An 18,115-nucleotide genomic window follows, 5' to 3' on the forward strand; every position below is an offset into this window, starting at 1 on the left:
TTCACCTGTTAGCATTAGAGTTGGTGTCAGAAAGTCTTGCCGACTCTAATAGCTACGGTTTTGATCAAAACGCAGCACGATTGATGCAATATCTGAAGTGCTGTCACACCATCTGACCCTCAATACCAAGAATATTTAGTGAAGAGAAAATACAAAAGGTTAGCTCGTAACTCTTGGAATGAATTTTCTTCGACTGCTGTGGCGGTCGCATAGTCCCCCCCTAATCTATATTCCAGAAAATACCTCACTGATGGGTCCTGCATGGTTCACCCCCCTGAACTTAAGCTGAGAGACATGAGTGTGCGTGAAGATTGCTTCATGATAATAACCTTTGTAGTTAATGTGATGGCGTTATCAGGGTAAGAGGGATGAAAGTAAAAGTAGAAGCCTGTTATTTCGGTGTTGCATCTTTTATATTGTCTCTTAAAGTCAGCCTTAAGAAGTGCTGAGTTGACGGTTAAATATGGATAGGAACTGAGATGAGCTCGATAGCGACAACAATTCACTTTCAGAGACTGAAGCAATTGGAAGCCCGATTTGGGCTAGAGCGAGTGGTCGTCGATAAGGCTTTGTTAGCTGAAGTATTAGTCTGTTCAAATCGAAACGTCGCTAACATAATGAAAAGCCTATCTGCTTTGTTATGGGTTGAATGGAAACCGGGGCTGGGACGTGGGAATAAATCGACGCTGATGATCATGCACTCGTTTGAAACACTCCTTATCGATAGACTGCAACTTATGATTACGACTGGGGGGTTGAGTGAGGCTTGCCAATTTGCTGAACGGTTTCATTTTCAACATGTATTCAAACGTAATCTGCCAGAGTGGTTAAAGCTCTATTCAGATGATATCGATCGGCCCGATGAGTTGGTGGCGTTGGTTTCATACTCGTTGCCATCATGTCATCCACGTACGATGACTAACCTTAATGCGGGTCTTTATGTGAATGCGATGTTCGATACGCTCATTCAATTTGATTCAACCACCCATTCCTTCGTTCCACATCTTGCTCATGAGTTTCACGAAACTGAAACCGGGTTCGCGTTTCGAATTCGACCTGATGTGTATTTTCATAATGGCGAATTGTTGACACCTGAACATGTTGAGCATCATCTCAAAAGGCTTCAGAGCAAAGCATCATTAAACGCATCAGCGTTTAGCGGTATGAAACACGTCCGAGTGAATAAAAGGTGGGTTGAGGTCGAACTTTTGCATCAAAGCCCACTTTTATTACATGCATTGGCCGATATCCATAGCAGTGTGTATTTAGATAATATGTCGGAACCTAGTTTTCCTTTTGGTACCGGGAGCTACCGTTGGGAAACCCGAGCCCACGAGCGCTGGTCATTAGTCAAAAATGACCGTTATTTTGGTACCCATGGCATCCTAAAACGCGCGCAATTTTGGACGGTTGATGATAGTAACCGCGAACAATGCGGCCATGTTATTGAATATGACGGGGCGCATGTAGACCTACAGCAAGACGGTGCCAATAACCTGATAACACATTCAAAATTAACCGGCTGCCAAGCACTATGTATTCACTCGACGCTGGCATTTGAAATTCGTGAGCGATTGGCCAAAGTCGTCACCCAAGGCATTGCAACGCAGACGCCAGAACGTTCATTGTGCGGAACATTATTTGGTGATGATCATGTTTATCCTGCCATTGTTGCTGCCGACAAACATCAGTCATTGCAAGGAGCGCAAGAGACATCGTTAGCGGGGCAAGAGATCTCATATTGGGCTCATCAAGCTGAATCACTAAGTGGTATTCTTGATTCGCTGCGCGACGCCGGCGTGCAACTGGTGGCGGTTAACGATCGAAATAACGCCATGATATGGCTGAATGATTACCTATTTGGTCAAGATAGACTGCTGGATCAGTATTATTGGTTACTGGGTAGTGAGGTCGCACAATACCTTCTTCCCAGTGTATTACGAAACCAATGGATGGATGAGGTTCTGTATTCAGATAATTTAGCGCAATTATTTAAAGAAATTGAAAATCAGTGCAAGCAAAAGCGTTTCATCGTTCCATTAGGTGAAATATCCATCGCTTTTAAAGCGCATCCATCTTTAAGGGGGCATAGCGTTGATTCTATTGGGTTAATGCGGCTTTCTGGATTATGGTTAGATAAGCGCTAAAAATATAGCGTAGGTGCGCCATTGCCTTTCTCCATCGGCTTGCAAGGGACACGTGCAAGTGGAGTGGGTTGCGTCCAGAGACTCGGTGAGGCTCTTGGGTAAGAGTATGTTTTACTTTTTATTGGATGACTATGTTCGAGCAAATCAAAGGCTTCATTAACCCAAGTAAAAACCCTGATCTCACATCCGCACATGAGTATCAGCGCCAGCATCTGCCAACTCTTTGGCTTTTAGGTAAAACAGGTGCTGGCAAGTCGTCATTTATTCAAGCGATCACGGGCTTGTCATCCGTTGAGGTGGGTAACGGTTTTGCGCCATGTACGATGACCTCTAAAAGCTATCAATTTCCGCAAGATAAACCGGTAATGCGCTTTTTGGATACCAGAGGGGTGGGCGAGAGCAATTATGACCCGGCGTTGGACATAGCCGAAATTGGAAAGTCAGCGCATGCATTGGTGGTTGTGATGAGGGTTGACGATCCAGAGCAGTCTGCGTTGTTATCGGCCTTAAAATCGATAAAGAAAAACATGGACCATCTGCTTGTGGTCCATAGTGGTGTCCTATTGTGTAGCGAGCAAGACCGCACGAGACAAAAAACGTTTAATAACCATCAAATCCAACAGGTATGGGGGAGTAACTTTGATTCTATCGGTGTTGACTTTGAAGCCCCTAATGGGTCCGTCTATCAGTATGAGCAATTAATTGAAAAACTGAGTGTCATGCTTCCTGTTGTTGGCATGATGGTAGCGGATAAAGAACATGAAACCGTTGAGCAGGCTAACTATGACCAGGTTGAAAAGGAAGTGCTTTGGTATGCCGGAAGTGCGTCAGCCAGCGATCTTGTTCCGGCTGTTGGTTTGGTGTCAGTGCCAGCCATTCAAGCCAAGATGTTGCACAGTTTAGCGAATCAATATGGCGTTGAGTGGAACAAACGCACGTTTAGTGAGCTTATCGGTACACTTGGCGGCAGTTTTGCGTTGCAATATGGTGTTAAATTGGGGGCAAGGCAACTTATCAAGCTTATCCCCGTTTACGGACAAACCGTCGGCTCTGTTGCTGCAGCTGCGGTCAGCTTTGCAACCACCTATGGCCTAGGTCGCGCGGCCTGCTTTTACTTTTATCATAAGAGTAAGGGTGAAGACGTGTCGAATGACGCGATGCAGGCGATCTATAAAGAGGCACTTAAAAAAGGTAAGGCGGCATCCGGTTATGAAAAAGATTAAGAGTTTTTATCGTTTACTCTCTGAACTGTCAGGTGGTCGTTGGGGCATTGTCGTGATGTCTGCCGTATTACCAATCGTTATTATGATGGGCTTTGGGTTAGTGTTGGCGTTTAAATATGGCTATATATTGGAACTGGCGATTGCGATCTTGGTGAGTACTTTGATCGTCACACTTCCTCTTTATGTGCTTAGTGTTTCGTCAAGCAAGCCTGACACCGGCAAGCAAGCTAAACAGGAAAACCAAAAAGGAGAAGCCGAGACTAATAATGAAAGCGGCGGTGCTGAAATTGAGGATGGGCTCGTAAAAGCCTCTGAAGATTGGTCTCAACAAGAGCGGGTTATTTGGAACGCTGCAAAAAAGTATACGCGAGAGTGTTTACAAGACGACGTACAATGGCGTGACATCGACACCGTAGGCCTTGATGTATTGGCGTTTATTGCTCAGAGATTTGATAAAAAAACACTAAATTTTTCGATTCCCGAAGGGTTAAAGTTGCTTGAAGAGGTGAGTCGTCGGTATCAACTTGTGGTGAATGACAACATCCCCGGAATTGAATATCTCAAGATTTCTTACATTCGAGCGGGTTATGAAGCCTACGACAAATATGGGGAGTTAGGCCAGAAAATAGTGAAAGCGGCAATCTGGGCAAACCACGCGAAAAACCTGTATTACAATCCGTTAAAAGTCGTGTCTGACCTCAGTAGAGAGCAAGCCACCTCATCGATGACACGAGGGGTGGTTGATGATATGCAAGCGATGTCGAAGCAAGCCTTGCTCGACGAGATAGCCGCCGTTGCCATCGACTTGTACAGTGGTAGGTTCAGCTTTGATGAAGAGGATTTACAAGTATCAGATGCTTATGAACTGGATGAGCAACGATTCGCACCAGAGCTGGAGCCGATTAGAATTGTGATGGTAGGGCAAACGGGGTCAGGTAAGTCATCATTGGTCAATCTGTTGAAAAATGAACTAGTGGCGGAGGTGGATGCGTTGCCGTCTACCGACACATCAACGACATACCGTGCTTTGGTGGATGATATTGATGTTAGATTGGTTGATTTACAAGGCCTAGACGGTAAAGACAAAACGGAACAAAACATGCTGCATGAAATGATTGAAGCCGATTTAGTGCTTTGGGTCTTAAAGGCCAACCAGTCAGCACGTCAATTGGATAGTCAGTTAAACGAACGCTTTGAGCAATTTTATGTCGAACAAAAAAACGTCTCTCGTAAAAAGCCAGTGGTTGTCTGCGTCGTGAACCAAGTTGATAACTTAAAACCAATTGGTGAGTGGCAACCACCGTATGCCCTTGATAATCCGACGACCACAAAGGCAACCATTATTTCTCAGGCACTGGCGTATAACCAAGCCTTGTTAAACGCTGATCTGGCTTTGCCTTTGTCTATTTCTCCCGAGAAAGCACACTTCGGCGTCGAGACACTTAAACTGACATTAAGGTCAGAAATTTCTGAGGCCAACAATGTGCAGCGAAATCGACAACGAATGGAAGCCATGAAAAGAGGCGTAGCGGTTAAAAAACAATTAGGTCGAGCCATTAAAGTCGGCCGAAAACTTGCGCCGAAGGCTTTAAAAGTAGCGAGTCCTAAGTTAGCTGAGATGACCATTAAAAAAGTGATTAAGTAAGCCTTTAAATAATCACTTAAATACGCAATAAGACGCCACTAAACCGTGGGGCAAGGAGCGACACATTTGAATAAGAAACTACGTTGGGGAATTGCAGGTTTGGGCAATATTGCCCATCGATTCGTCAAAGACTTAACCCGTCACGTCGATAATGCTGAACTTTATGCCGTGGCTGCACGTGACGAGGAGCGGGCTTCTAGCTTCTCGAACCAATACGGATGTACTGTTTCGTATGGTTCATACTTAGAGCTTGCAGGCGATGCCAATGTAGATGCGGTCTACATTGCAACCATCCACCCATTTCATAAAGACCTCGTTGAGCTGTTTTTAAGCAAAGGTAAGCATGTCTTAGTTGAAAAACCGGCATTTACCAACGTAAAAGATTGGGATGCAATGACCGCGTTGGCGAATGACAAAGGCGTTTTGCTAGCTGAAGCAATGAAGACGGTGGCGTTTCCTGCGTATCAAATGATGAAGCAGTTTATTCACGATAATAAAATCAGCATTGATTCAATCGAGGCTTCGTTTGGCAACTGGCATGAATTCGACGGAAATTGGCATTTGTTTAATCCGGACTTATCCGGTGGCGCGACGTTGGATGTCGGTGTCTATGGCTTATGGTTGTATGCGGACTTATGCCAACTGACGAACTCAATGCTTTCACGTCCACGTGCTGAATACACTAATGATAATAGTCAAAGTGAAGTGGATGAGAACGTAACGTTTATCTTTGAGGGGGACATGGCCGGTACAATTGGTGCGTCGATTACTCGAGACCTGAAACGCGAAGCGGTTATTCTGGGCACTGAGCTTGAGATTATTATTCATGGAAAATGGTGGAACCCGACGACAATAGACATCACCTATAAAGGCGAGTTTCATCAGATTAATATGCCGGTACGTGGTGGAGGTTTTGAGTATGAGATCGAACATATTTCGTCTGTACTACTAAGCCATAAGCGCCATTCTGACATCATGCGTCATGAAACAAGCCGCCAGGTGATTGATATGTTAGAACAGTCTTTGGTCGAAAATGGCTATGATTACTTGGCGAATCCATACGTTCGGTAATCAATTGGGCCTGGTAGTCGTACAGTCGATGGCTTACCGGACGGAAAAGGGTAGGCTTAATATGCGATGTACCACGGTGTTATATGGTGTGTCGTACATTAAGCCTCGAAGCAATAAATCGGGATTATTGGTCGTTTTCGTCGTTCGTAAACGAGGCTTCAATCCGTTTTAGTTCTTCTTTTTCTTTGAGCTGCTTTTCTTCTTGGTTAGCAAGCTTTCTTCGGTTGAGCTCTTTTCGCTCAGACTTGCTCAAAAACTTAACGGCCTTTTTCGTCGTCAGCGCATAAGCAATGACATCTTCGCCTTTTTCTCTGCGCTCTGCTACGCGTTGAGAAAAGCGTTCATCATCGCGTGCTTTTCTTTCCGCTGCGGTTAATTTACTCATTATTTATCCTCATCAGTTTTCATAGCAGAACTCTACCATGATCAGTCAAACAAATGAGAGTAGTTGCACATTCATAAAGCTGATGACGGTATAGTAACATGAAACCTGGGCGACACCCCACCCTATATGGGATGACGGCGTTTGGATAGGCGGTGTTTTATTCGAAATGGAGGTTTTCTATACGAAGGTAAGACTTCGCAGTCGGTAGTGTTTATTGCACCTAAGCTGACCGATGGTGGCCGGTGCAATTAGGATAAATCTTACAAGCGTGACTCGACGAGCTATGCGTCATTTAAATCTCAGAGCCCTTATTCAATAAGGCCTTACAGGATATTCAGTTGGCGTGTGTCGATTGTGATGGTAACGGAATCGATAATATCTTAGCGAAAGTCATAAATTCGTATACGATGCGCCACCCTAAAAAACTCTCCTATACGATCTGCCGACTATGTCTATTAACGCGCTTTATACCGACCTCTCAAGTTATTATGATTTGATGTGTGCTGATATTGATTATCATGCCCAAAGTTACAGTGTGCGACGCTTACATCAGATATTTGGTAACGGTGGTACGACCCATCTAGACCTCGCGTGTGGAACCGGTCCGCACGTTCGTCATTTTATTGATTTTGGTTATCAAAGTAGTGGACTCGATATTAACCAACCTATGCTAGACATGGCCATGATGCGTTGCCCAGAGGCTGAGTTTTCTTTACAAGACATGGCTAATTTTGAGCTTGCGGAGCCTGTCGATCTCATTACCTGTTTTCTTTATTCCATTCATTATAATGGTGGCCTCCGCCAGCTTGAAGCGTGTATTGATCATGCCTTTAATGCACTAAAAAAAGGCGGTATGTTTTGTTTTAATGTGGTGGACTGCCTTAAGATTGACAACCATTCGTTTGTGACACACACCACTTACCATGAAGGGAGTGCGTTGACTTTTCGTTCTGGCTGGCAGTATCGCGGGCAAGGGGAACAGCAATCATTATTGCTCAGCATCGAAAAAACCAGCGAGCAAAAAACACAGGTCTGGCATGATGAGCACCCGATGGTCGCATTGACTATTGAAGAGCTGCTTTCGTTATTGAAACGACGCTTTGACGTTCATGTTTTTGAGCACGACTATGAAAAAATTGTGCCTTGGGACTTACATTCAGGTAATGCTTTGATCGTCTGTGTTAAGGCATAGAACAACCGATATACCGATATTCGAAGTAAATACAAAATAACGTTCAAAGCAGGATAAGATTCAAAAAACACCTTGTTATGGAACAATACGATTGTGCGGCATTATGGTTGCCCCATAAGTCGATCAATGATGACTTGCGCTGAAACCTCGGCGCATCCTGCTGTATTTTCGCCACACCAAAGCGGTGAAAAATCACTTAATGACTTCTTCTCTGCTGAGGCGCGCAACAAGCCCATCTCCAAGGACGCGTACGGAAAGGTTGGCGCATTCTCATTAATGTATCCAAGTCGTTCCATTGCTCGGTTGACGATACCGCGGGCAGGGCGCCCAGTGAAAATATTGGTCAGAGCGGTATGTCGGTTTCTCGCGCCGTTTTTTATGGCAGCGCGGTGAAGGTCAGAGGTGGTGGCTTCCGAACACAGCAAAAACACAGTGCCCACCTGAACAGCCTGCGCCCCAAGAGCAAGCGCGTTCTCCATATCCTTTTGATCAGTAATTCCTCCCGCCGCAATGACGGGTATATTAACGTTAGCGATGACATTGGGCAGTAGTATCGACAGGTAAGCTTGGCTTGCGAGCTCCTTCGTTAAAAACATCCCTCTATGACCACCTGCCTCCAAGCCTTGCACAATAATGGCATCTGCGCCATTTTGTTCTAACCACTGCGCTTCTTTAACGGTGGTGGCGGTTGAGATAATACGCGTGCCCCAACTTTTTATTCGGTTTATGAATGTTTTGTCAGGAAGGCCAAAATGAAAACTAATGATCTCAGGGACAAACGGCTCAATGGCATCGGCAATATCGTGGTTGAATGGCATTCGATTTGCGTTCTTCGGGATGGTGTCTTTATCGATATTCAATTCCGCTAAAAACGGACTCAAAGTCTGTTGCCAGTGTTGATGCTGACTCACATCGTATTGAGGCATGTCATGACAAAAAAAGTTGAGATTATAAGGACGAGATGTGGCAGCTCTGATCGTTTTAATCTCAGTAACAATAGCCTCTATACCCAACATACCACAGGGAATTGAACCTAGGCCACCGGCCTTATTTACCGCTATGGCGAGGGCATTATTTTGTACTCCCGCCATTGGTGCTTGAATAATAGGAAAGCGGCTGCCCAGTAACTCGTGAATATTTTGCATGAATTAATGCCTTTCTGCTGACGTGTATTTAGTGTTGGGAGTGGCGTTAATTTGAACGGATATGATAAAAACCATTAAATTAGAGTATTTGCACTATTACTACCCATTAGCTTAGAATAACGAGTTGTGTTTGGCGAGTATTTCGGTAGACCGGTATTTTCCTTCTCGAGAGAGCCGATTTCGAAATAAGTGTAAGTAAAAGCGCAAAATTACAACGACATGCCATAATTACTATCATAGTGAACAATAACTTACTAAACGAGTGAGTGAACCAATAATATGTATACAAAATGATTAAACAATACACGAGTACAGTGAGAAAAAGCCACATAGAGTGTTCTGCAGTTAGAGTGATGAAGGGTTTATAGGTATGCGTAAGAAAATACAGTGGATAGGCATCATTCCTTCTTTTTTGATATTTGGTTGCAGTAGCTATATTCCGCCAGAAGAGCGTCAAGCAGCTCGCGACGATATCAATACCGCGTCTTCTGAGATAATCAGCAAGCTTGAAAAAGACCACACTGAAATCTCCACACAATTAGCGGACTCGGTCGGTTATGCAACGATCAGTATGTCGGGTGTCAAAGTGCCTGTGATAGGTGGTGGTTCTGGTGTGGGTGCCATTTATAGCAGCGTCGACGATAACGTAACCTATATTAATGTTGACCGCTACGATGTTGGTGCGGGTCTAGCGTTAGGGAACTATGAAGCATTAGCCATATTTGATAATAAAGAAGACCTAGAAAAGTATCGTAAAGGGGTATGGCATGTATCGGTTGGAGCGGAATTAAGCTACGGTGAAAGCCGCTCTAGTGCCGCCACGACTTTGATCGGTACCGATGATTCTGATGTCCCGATTTATTTGCTGTCGAGCTCTGGTGGCGCGGCGATAGGCAGTGCGAGGTTAATATCAAGCTCTGTTAACTATGACCTTACCGAAACGGGCGTGGGTGATATTAGTATTGCCAACAAGGATCAAGATGTTGCAGACGGGACAACCGCACCGAAAAAATGGGATCGAGCGTTACCATTCTTCGCTCAAGAGGTTATTGATAAAGGGTATTCTCTGCCTAAGCCGTATGGCATCAGTCTTATCTATACCAATACCTTCCAGTACATGGACATTACGGATTTGAACGTCGGGATTAATGGATCCAAACAATATCCAATTGAGTTCGTGTCATTTGATAACAACAGTAATAGCACGCAATCTCCTCAGCTTAAATTGGATGCGTGGTTATTCCCATTTATGAACGTGTTTGGAGCTGTGGGTAAAATTAGTGGGACCGCTGATATTGGGATACAGATTAGTGGTGATGACCTGATTGATCAAACTGGTGCTGATTGTACCGGGCCGATTATCGGCAGACCACCTCAATGTATATTTCAAGGCAGAGAAATTGGTGGCGTAGCAAAGGCCACGCTTGATGGCACTAACTATACGTTAGGAACCATATTAGCGACGGGCTGGAATGACTATTTTGTTACTTTACCTGTCTCATTTACTTATGCTGATATGCGTAAGAATGATGCGGAAGGCTTAATCCTAAATGTATCGCCGCGAGTCGGTAAAGTGTTCCCTACCGTGGGATCACAATCGGTAGCTGTTTATACGGGCGCAACATACTTAGATAGTACGCTGACATTAACCGGCACCTATACTTACGAGGGTGTTGGTATTGACTATAAGGTGAAACAAAGCAACATCGACAAGTGGACAGGCTTAGTCGGCGCCAACTACAACTTTAACCGAGACTGGTCACTTATGATGGAGTACGGTTGGAAGAGTGACAGAAAACGCCAGTTTATATCGGCATTGAATCGTCGCTTTTAATCAGCACAAAGATACCTTGCAACCAAAAGGCCCAAATATGGGCCTTTTTCTATGGCGGATTAGCTTTTCTAATAAGCGAGGATGAATTTATTTAGTAAATTAATTACCAAATAATATTTGACCTATATCACAAAAGGAGTAAAATTTGACCTGTTCTTGAAATCAAATTACATAAAGCAGGCAAAAAATGAACTCAGCACTTCTATCAACACTGAACAACGATCAAAACACTGAAGTAAAAGAAACCCCAGCTCAAATGTCAACACTGGCAGAAATCGCGTCTCTAGCGACCATGTTTTTAGCAACATCTGCAGTCGTATTGTTACTTAGCCTGACTTGGGTGCTGTAACGACTCACGTTTTCAGGGACATGAAACAGCGATGCTTTGCAATGTGATTGCTCGAGTGTCGCGAGTCCTCCCTTTTTTATCTTTATCTTTATCTTTATCTTTCAGCAGATCTCCCCCCTCAAGTACTCGACTCTATAAAGAGCATGCGGTTTGAATGGTTAGTCTTTTCAAATAGCATCGTACTAGGGTCTAACAACGACAAATCTTCCTTGCCCTGTGGGTAAAAACCAATCTCCTCTCGATACAAAATATTGTTGCCCTTTTTTGTTTACTGCTGTCGCGCCTTCAGGCAACCGCTTGATCACCTGACCCAATCGGTAACGACGTTTATTCGGCTTCTCAACAACCACGTAGTGATCGTTTCTTTCTTCATAGTATTGCCCATTGATTAAAGCATAGGAAACGCCAGCAATGGCAAGAAATATCGCTGAATCGGGTAGGCGATGCCGGTCATAATGATGAACCACATGCACTTCTTTTTTGTGGTGCTTATGGTGTTTATGTTTTTTCCATGGATCCGCAACGCTCTCAAATGACAGCAATAGTATTGATACGAACGCGATGTTTTTAATGGCGTGATTCATAATGCACTCACCTATGCTTATTAGGTATTAGGTATTAGGTAATAGTGTGGTTGAGTGGCTTTGTAAGATAGTGAGCGAGACGTCAGTAAACGGTTGGGATTTGAATGAGGGTGAATGGTATCGGTGTAAGTCATTCCCTCGGTTGATTGATCAGAGATTAAGAGAAAGCCACGCGCAGTGTACGAACAGTAAACGCCCATTTGACACTGTCTGAGGTTATACTGTGGCCTTACGGTTTATACAAAATAGGGATACCAATGAAAAAAAGAATCTTAGTCACCGGTGCGACAAGTGGAATTGGTTATGCTTTGGCGATAGAGCTTTGTGCGAAAGGTCACGAGGTTGTCGCGACTGGCAGGAACATGAAGAAGCTCGATGAATTACATGCTGCGACTGGTTGTCATACGATCGCAGCTGACCTGGGCGTAGTTGACGAGGCGTTGGCTATGTTTGAAGCGGCATCGCAACATTTGGGTGGTTTAGATGTGCTGATTAATAATGCAGGGATGATCTCACGTAAGTGCTCTATAGAAGAATTTACTTTAGAGGAATACGACGAACAATATGCGATAAACCTCAGAGCCCCTTCGCTGTTATGCCGTGAGGCGTTAAAAGTCATGAAACCTCAGCAACACGGACAAATTATTAATGTAATAAGCACCGTGGCGAAACGAGCAAATGCGACAATGAGTATTTATACTGCGATGAAACAAGGGCTTGCCGGTTTTAGTGCTATTTTGATGAAAGAGGCCCAGCCTCATGGCATTAAGGTGACTTCCTTGTTTCCAGGTGGCACGGATACAAACTTTCGCGAAGCCGACCGTCCAGAGTATATGAACCCGGTAAGCGTCGCGAAAACGATAGCTCAGTTACTAGAATTGCCCGCCGACTTGGTGATGCATGAAATGACTTTCCGACCGCCCGTTGAGTTAGAATAACGATATTAACTGTTATGCCATTATATTACTGTTTATACACACCTCTGTGTGTTCTCGGTGGTCTGATGGCAATACAGTGAGTAACGTTACTGTCATTCTTTCTAAAAAGGTGGCCATCAGTTCACCATAATTCGACACATCGTTTTCTGCGATCGAACGAACGATGATGTCTAGTTCATAGGTCGGAAACAGTACCGCGCATTGAGTCGGCTGTTGAAGAAAAAAGTGGTGAAAATAACGTCTTAGATTCAAGATTACCGTATTAAAAAAAGTATCTATAATTTTTGCTGCACTTGTATCATGCAGCAAGAAAAGTATGGCAATAAAATTGTCTTCAATAATAGTTAAACTCGGCAATTGCTCATTACTTTGGTTTAATTCTTGATTTAATTTAATAAAGTGAAAAAGTAATCTTACGGATTTTTCTTCGGAAATTTTTTGGTGGCCATTCTGCTGGTTATAACATTGCCTTTGAAAGTGATACGTCAAGTAATCCATTAATGCTTCCAACTCGAGCTTTGTTAAAGGATTAACGTAGGTGCCCACGTTTGGTTGATAATGTATAAACCCAATAGATGCTAGCTCTTGTGTAGCCTCGCGAATTGGAGAAAGTCCTATTTGATAGCGTTGGGATAATTCATTAATAATAAATTTTTGATTGGGCTCGATAGTTTGATCAAGAATGTCTTGTACTATAAGTTCCATTGCTTTTTGTTTAGTCGTCTTCAACTGTTACTACCGATTATTGAATGTCTGCTGATATTGTCCATATCATGCCGGCGAAAAATACAGTAAAACTACTGAATAAAATTGGAATATTATGTTGTTAAGCAGTAATTCTACGGTACGGGTTTATATTCCATTCATACATAATTGTTTATAACTATAAATGAACGTGTGAAGACTCCCTTTATGAACAAATACTTAGTGATAACAATGTTAATGGCAACCTCTTCTTATTCGGTTGCTGAAGGCACCGGTGGTGATATTATAGACCCATCATCAAAACTAATATTTTCCTACAAAAATGTAACGCAAGATGTCGCACAACAAGAGTTAACGCACTGCCAAGGTCTTGCCAACACAACACAAGAGGAAGTAACCAGCAATAAAGGGTCAGGTGCTCGAGGGTTGTTGAAAGGTGCGGCGACAGGGGCTGCTGTTGGTGCTATTTCAGGCGGCAGTGGTTCTGATGGCGCTAAAGTAGGCGCCGCTGGTGGCTTAATCGTTGGTAGAGTTCGTGGCAACAACCAACAGTCTTCTCAACAAAAAACAAATTTGGATAACTACAAAACGGTTATGCGTAATTGTATGGTGAACCGCCAGTATGTGGCGTTAAACTGATCTGAAACGTTAATGCCCAATACCAAAGCCATTCCGAAGGGCAAATTGAATAAGTTCTGCATGGCTTTTTAGTCTTAGTACGTCGATCATTCGGTATTTATGAGATTCGATTGTACGTGGGCTTAAGAATAATGCATCGGCACATTGCTTAGCACTGTAACCCTTGGCCAATAACTCTAATACCGAGCATTGCTTTTTACTTAATAAAAGCAATTTTTCGCTATCGTTGATGGCCGTTTCAGCCCCTTTGTTTAAGCTGCGTGCGATGATAGAGTGTTGCCAATAACAAAGCCAAGTATCTGAGATGATCTTTAATCGTCTGAAGTCTTTGTCACTCAACCCATTAGCGGGCTCTCCAAACTGAGTAAATGCCAGCGCTCCCCACACCTCCCCAAACAGCTCCAATCGAATAATGCCATGCCAACGTCCTCCTTGAGAGTAGAGTAATTTTAACGGTGTAATAGGCGATGTTCTCAGGGCTTGATGGTCGAAGCTTTGCCAGATGGACTTCGATTTTAAAAGGTCTATGTAGTTAATGTAGTTACCACTTGCAAAAAGGACTTTATCTAACATTAGATCAGGTGTTTTTGCCACTGACATTGTTCGCTCATCGTTCAACAGCAGCATCGAGTTAGGAAACAATGTCAGCCGATCCAGCTGGAACCAATCAAGAACCTGTCTGGCGACAACATCAAAGGTATCTTCAAAATGAACGGGTTGGCTTCCTGACAATGCGACGGATTGACTCATTAACAAAGTTTCAAAGCTCTCGCTTGATTGAGATGTCATAAGCGATCTCTTGTGACGACGTGATATGATTTAAGCTAACGCTAACAAATGGTTATTGTCAACAATGTGATGAAAACTATCCTTGTCTTCATTCCGTTAAAGCCCCAAGATGGCAGTCAATCACTTGTAGTAACCGCTCTCTTGGGGGACATAGGCGACCTATGATCGACGCTTACATGGCGTTTAAATAAGACTTGTAAGAGTGAAGTCGAACCGTTGCAGCGCCAATGACATCGATGAAACCAAAAAATGCGTGCGGCTTGGTTGCGGCGATCCATGCTGATCCGGTAGCACCTATAGGAATCACCTTTCCGTCTGGTTCGATTATTTCAAGTACCACCGTTCGTCCATGCGTACTTGTATTAGCACCGACGTGTTGACGTACGCTTTGTGGGCCTTGAAGCGGTGAAATTGATGACTCTCCCGTTCCTGCGGTAAAGCTATGCACGCGTGCTCTAAAGACTTCGCCTGGATACGCATCGACATAAAACTCAGCAAACTGACCAGGCTTCACATAACGAAAGGTCTGGTCTGGGATGCGCATTTCTAAGAATTTACGCGACGTATCATAGATATGCATATTACCCACTCGACTTCCGTCTGCCACGTTGACGACCGCGACTTGACCGTCAAAGGGCGCTCGTACCGTTTTACGCTCTTGTTCAAATTGAACGCGATCGTAGTCGGCATGTAGAGAAGTGAGAGTGGATTCTGAGATTCTTAGTTGTGAGTGATAGTTTTCTACATCGCGTTCTTTAAAGATTTCTGGCGATGTTTTCGCGCGATGTAAATCACGCTTCATTTGCGCTATTGATTCTTCTTGGGTAACGATCGATGCTCGTATTTTCTCGAGGTCGGCATACGATGTCGTGTCTATTAGCGTGTAAATGACATCGCCTTTTTTAACCACTTGGTTATGGTCGACGTGTATTTTGTCAATCTGTTCGCGCAACAAAGGGGATAGTACAGAATGTGGCGCTTTGATTGTAGAAGAGTACGTTAGGTCTACCGGTGCCCAAAGACGGGATAATACCCCCAAGATAATGAGAATAAACGCACCGCCTGAGACAATCCAAAACCCGCTTTTTAGCGTCCATTTAATGGCTCCTGTCGAAACAAGGATCCACATGATAAGGATGTAAGGGATCATGACTTCTTTCATGACTTGGCCTCCGAGCTTTCGATGTGGTTGTTGAACGCTGAGGTAGTCGATGATGACCCTCGGCTGTTTCCAATCACTCGACTGATGGAAGCACCAATGTGTTCCCAATTGGCAAAGGCGATGATGATGGCCAGTACCCACCACGCTTTGTGCACAAATAGCCCACACAGGGAGAGGGCAAACACGAGCTGGATGTGAGAACTCTTCTTCTCATGCGCCTTATGCACAGCGACTTCATGAACTCGCCAAAGTAGATAGATAACAAAAGCGGCAAGCGCAATGGTCACAGAAAACAAATAGCCACTAAAATACTCTGAATTAAAGATCATCATCATGGCGTCATTAGGTGTATTGGTAAAAGAGCCCATATCAACGTCTTTTGAGTTGATCGTGCCCATTGGCGCTAACAGGTAAGCACCTAGAAACATGGTTAGCATAAATACTGTGAATTTAATCAGTACCTTGGCGATCACCATGATTATACGCATAATATTTTTTATCGCGTTCATAGTTGTCTCTATTTTTAATTGAATAATGGTCACTGTATTAACCATTTATTGCTATCTGAGGGATATCGTATTGTCCACTTCACGATGTTCACTCGATATAGTTAACCTGATTACAGCGAAGCGCTCGCTAAAAAGCCGCTAACAGGGTTAGCGGCTCAGACATAGGTGTATCAATACACTAACTTACTTAAGAACTTGTTGGCTAACTTGTTCCAATTGTTGGAGTTTGCCTTGAAGCATGTAAGTATTTTGGTTGAAGTTACCTGGGTTTAGCACTTGGCTATTTTGCATTGGGTAACCTGGCAACGTTGCCATGAAGTCTTGAACTTTGCCGCCTACTGGTACAAACAACCACATGTTGTCAGCCATCCAACGTAGGTACATACCTGATTCATGAGGTGCTTTCTCAAATGGGTCAGCACGTAGATGTACTACTTGAGGCCAGTTAGTTTGGAAGCGAACTGCATCAACAATGTTACCTTCTAGGACAGCAAATGAGATTTTGAAGTCGTTCCAACGTACGGCGTTCAATTCAGCATTAGCAGAGAAGTACAGCATTGAATCACGAGGACCTTCTTCCGTTTTACCTTCAAAGAAAGGTAGGAAGTTGTAGCCATCTAAGTGTACACGCCAGTTTTTGTTGTTGTACGTAGCACCTTTATCCGACGCTAGCTTCTCAACCACTTTGTCATCACCTGCCGCTGCTAAAAGCGTTGGAATCCAATCTTGGTGAGCCATGATGTCGTTAATCTTAGAACCTGGTTCAATGACACCAGGCCAGCGAACGAGTTGAGGTACACGCATACCGCCTTCGAATGTTGTTCCTTTCTCACCGTGGAATGGCGTTGCGCCGCCATCTGGCCAAGAAACCGTTTCAGCACCGTTATCAGTAGAGTAAATAACGATGGTGTTGTCAGCGATGCCTAGGTCATCAAGTTTATCAAGCAAGATACCAACGTGGTCATCGTGCTCTAGCATGCCATCTGCGTAGATACTGATGCCAGATTTACCTTGGTATTTTTCTTGTAAGCGCGTCCAAACGTGCATACGAGTGGTGTTGTGCCAAATGAAGAATGGTTTGTCAGCTTTCACTGCTTTTTCCATAAAGGCTAAAGACTCTTCTAGGAATTCCTCATCGGCATTTTCCATACGCTTACGCGTCATTGGTCCAGTATCTTCAATCTTGCCATCGGCAGTAGATTTGATTACACCACGAGGGCCAAAGTTCTTACGGAACTCAGGGTCTTTCGGGTAGTAGTATGTCTCTGGCTCTTCTTCCGCGTTCAGGTGATAAAGGTTGCCAAAAAATTGATCAAAACCGTGGTTGGTTGGCAAGTGTTTGTCTTGGTCACCCATATGGTTTTTACCAAACTGGGCTGTCATGTAGCCTTGCTCTTTTAGCAAGTCTGCGATGGTTGGCGCCCAATCAGGAATACCGTGGTCAGAGCCAGGCATACCGATCGTCAATAGGCCGGTACGGAAAGGTTCTTGACCCGTCAAAAATGCAGCACGACCTGCAGTACAAGATTGCTGACCATAGTGGTCAGTGAACAATGCACCTTCGTTTGCGATACGGTCGATGTTCGGTGTTTGATAGCCCATCATGCCATTGTTATAAGCGCTGATATTGTAGATGCCAATATCATCACCCCAGATAGCTAGAATATTTGGTTGCTCTGCGGCAACTGCTGCGCCAGAAGCAGCAAGTAAGCCTACTCCAATAGCTGCTTTATTAATACGGGTCGTCATAGGGACTCCAATTGTTTTTTTGTGATTGGAAATTAAGACGTTATTTGTG

17 protein-coding genes are annotated in these 18,115 nt (G+C 44.0%); 9 read left to right on the forward strand and 8 right to left on the reverse strand.

All coding sequences use genetic code 11. From position 1 onward, the window contains the following. Positions 1-479: 479 nt before the first annotated feature. The 4 genes from ACE1OE_RS12910 to ACE1OE_RS12925 all read left to right on the forward strand — a co-directional run bounded on the left by ACE1OE_RS12910 (position 480) and on the right by ACE1OE_RS12925 (position 6,086). Positions 480-2,147, forward strand: a complete 1,668-nt coding sequence (locus ACE1OE_RS12910; protein WP_449211320.1) for an SgrR family transcriptional regulator — start codon at positions 480-482, stop codon at positions 2,145-2,147. 131 nt (positions 2,148-2,278) lie between these two features. Then, positions 2,279-3,370 carry a YcjF family protein gene (locus ACE1OE_RS12915; protein WP_449211321.1) on the forward strand — a complete coding sequence of 364 codons (1,092 nt, stop codon included), beginning with the start codon at positions 2,279-2,281 and terminating at the stop codon, positions 3,368-3,370. Beyond that, positions 3,357-5,015 carry a GTPase family protein gene (locus tag ACE1OE_RS12920; protein WP_449211322.1) on the forward strand — a complete coding sequence of 553 codons (1,659 nt, stop codon included), beginning with the start codon at positions 3,357-3,359 and terminating at the stop codon, positions 5,013-5,015. Before ACE1OE_RS12915 ends, ACE1OE_RS12920 begins: the two co-directional genes overlap by 14 nt. 66 nt (positions 5,016-5,081) lie before the next feature. After that, a complete protein-coding gene (locus ACE1OE_RS12925; protein ID WP_449211323.1) occupies positions 5,082-6,086 on the forward strand; it encodes a Gfo/Idh/MocA family protein in 1,005 nt (334 codons plus the stop codon). A 124-nt stretch (positions 6,087-6,210) separates the two neighbouring features. Here the strand turns inward: ACE1OE_RS12925 and ACE1OE_RS12930 are convergent, their stop codons facing one another. Further along, complete coding sequence (locus ACE1OE_RS12930; RefSeq protein WP_102470168.1) at positions 6,211-6,471, reverse strand: DNA polymerase III subunit epsilon; 261 nt, start codon at positions 6,469-6,471, stop codon at positions 6,211-6,213. Positions 6,472-6,919: 448 nt separating this feature from the next. Between ACE1OE_RS12930 and ACE1OE_RS12935 the strand changes: the two genes are divergently transcribed. Beyond that, positions 6,920-7,663 (forward strand): class I SAM-dependent DNA methyltransferase, encoded by a 744-nt coding sequence (locus tag ACE1OE_RS12935; protein WP_449211324.1) that lies wholly within the window; start codon positions 6,920-6,922, stop codon positions 7,661-7,663. Between the two features lie 101 nt (positions 7,664-7,764). Here the strand turns inward: ACE1OE_RS12935 and ACE1OE_RS12940 are convergent, their stop codons facing one another. Beyond that, positions 7,765-8,808: an NAD(P)H-dependent flavin oxidoreductase gene (locus tag ACE1OE_RS12940; RefSeq protein WP_449211325.1), complete on the reverse strand. Its 1,044-nt coding sequence runs from the start codon at positions 8,806-8,808 to the stop codon at positions 7,765-7,767. Positions 8,809-9,178: 370 nt separating this feature from the next. Here ACE1OE_RS12940 and ACE1OE_RS12945 point away from each other — a divergent pair, with 370 nt between their 5' ends. Both ACE1OE_RS12945 and ACE1OE_RS12950 read left to right on the forward strand, forming a co-directional pair. Beyond that, positions 9,179-10,642 carry a hypothetical protein gene (locus tag ACE1OE_RS12945; RefSeq protein ID WP_449211326.1) on the forward strand — a complete coding sequence of 488 codons (1,464 nt, stop codon included), beginning with the start codon at positions 9,179-9,181 and terminating at the stop codon, positions 10,640-10,642. A 187-nt stretch (positions 10,643-10,829) separates the two neighbouring features. Further along, on the forward strand, positions 10,830-10,991 hold the full coding sequence (locus ACE1OE_RS12950) for a hypothetical protein (RefSeq protein WP_157933726.1): 162 nt from the start codon (positions 10,830-10,832) through the stop codon (positions 10,989-10,991). 182 nt (positions 10,992-11,173) lie between these two features. Here the strand turns inward: ACE1OE_RS12950 and ACE1OE_RS12955 are convergent, their stop codons facing one another. Beyond that, positions 11,174-11,575, reverse strand: coding sequence for a DUF6515 family protein (locus ACE1OE_RS12955; protein WP_372061368.1), 402 nt, complete (start codon positions 11,573-11,575; stop codon positions 11,174-11,176). Between the two features lie 257 nt (positions 11,576-11,832). Between ACE1OE_RS12955 and ACE1OE_RS12960 the strand changes: the two genes are divergently transcribed. Beyond that, positions 11,833-12,513 (forward strand): SDR family oxidoreductase, encoded by a 681-nt coding sequence (locus ACE1OE_RS12960; RefSeq protein WP_449211327.1) that lies wholly within the window; start codon positions 11,833-11,835, stop codon positions 12,511-12,513. A gap of 12 nt (positions 12,514-12,525) precedes the next feature. Here ACE1OE_RS12960 and ACE1OE_RS12965 read toward each other — a convergent pair whose 3' ends face one another. Next, the gene (locus tag ACE1OE_RS12965; protein WP_449211328.1) at positions 12,526-13,242 is read right to left on the reverse strand and encodes a GntR family transcriptional regulator; all 717 of its coding nucleotides are present in this window, start codon (positions 13,240-13,242) and stop codon (positions 12,526-12,528) included. Positions 13,243-13,425: 183 nt separating this feature from the next. On the opposite strand from ACE1OE_RS12965, the gene ACE1OE_RS12970 reads away from it, so the two are divergent. Further along, entirely contained in the window at positions 13,426-13,857 is a 432-nt protein-coding gene (locus tag ACE1OE_RS12970) for a glycine zipper family protein (RefSeq protein ID WP_372061365.1), read from the forward strand. A 9-nt stretch (positions 13,858-13,866) separates the two neighbouring features. Here ACE1OE_RS12970 and ACE1OE_RS12975 read toward each other — a convergent pair whose 3' ends face one another. From ACE1OE_RS12975 to ACE1OE_RS12990, 4 genes are all read right to left on the reverse strand, one after another. Then, entirely contained in the window at positions 13,867-14,646 is a 780-nt protein-coding gene (locus tag ACE1OE_RS12975) for a response regulator transcription factor (RefSeq protein ID WP_449211329.1), read from the reverse strand. A gap of 172 nt (positions 14,647-14,818) precedes the next feature. Then, a complete protein-coding gene (locus ACE1OE_RS12980; RefSeq protein WP_449211330.1) occupies positions 14,819-15,808 on the reverse strand; it encodes an efflux RND transporter periplasmic adaptor subunit in 990 nt (329 codons plus the stop codon). Next, on the reverse strand, positions 15,805-16,317 hold the full coding sequence (locus ACE1OE_RS12985; protein ID WP_102470177.1) for a magnesium transporter: 513 nt from the start codon (positions 16,315-16,317) through the stop codon (positions 15,805-15,807). Before ACE1OE_RS12985 ends, ACE1OE_RS12980 begins: the two co-directional genes overlap by 4 nt. Positions 16,318-16,500: 183 nt before the next feature. Beyond that, positions 16,501-18,066, reverse strand: a complete 1,566-nt coding sequence (locus ACE1OE_RS12990; protein WP_102470178.1) for an arylsulfatase — start codon at positions 18,064-18,066, stop codon at positions 16,501-16,503. Positions 18,067-18,115: the final 49 nt, after the last annotated feature.

The organism is Vibrio sp. E150_011, from assembly GCF_053544015.1.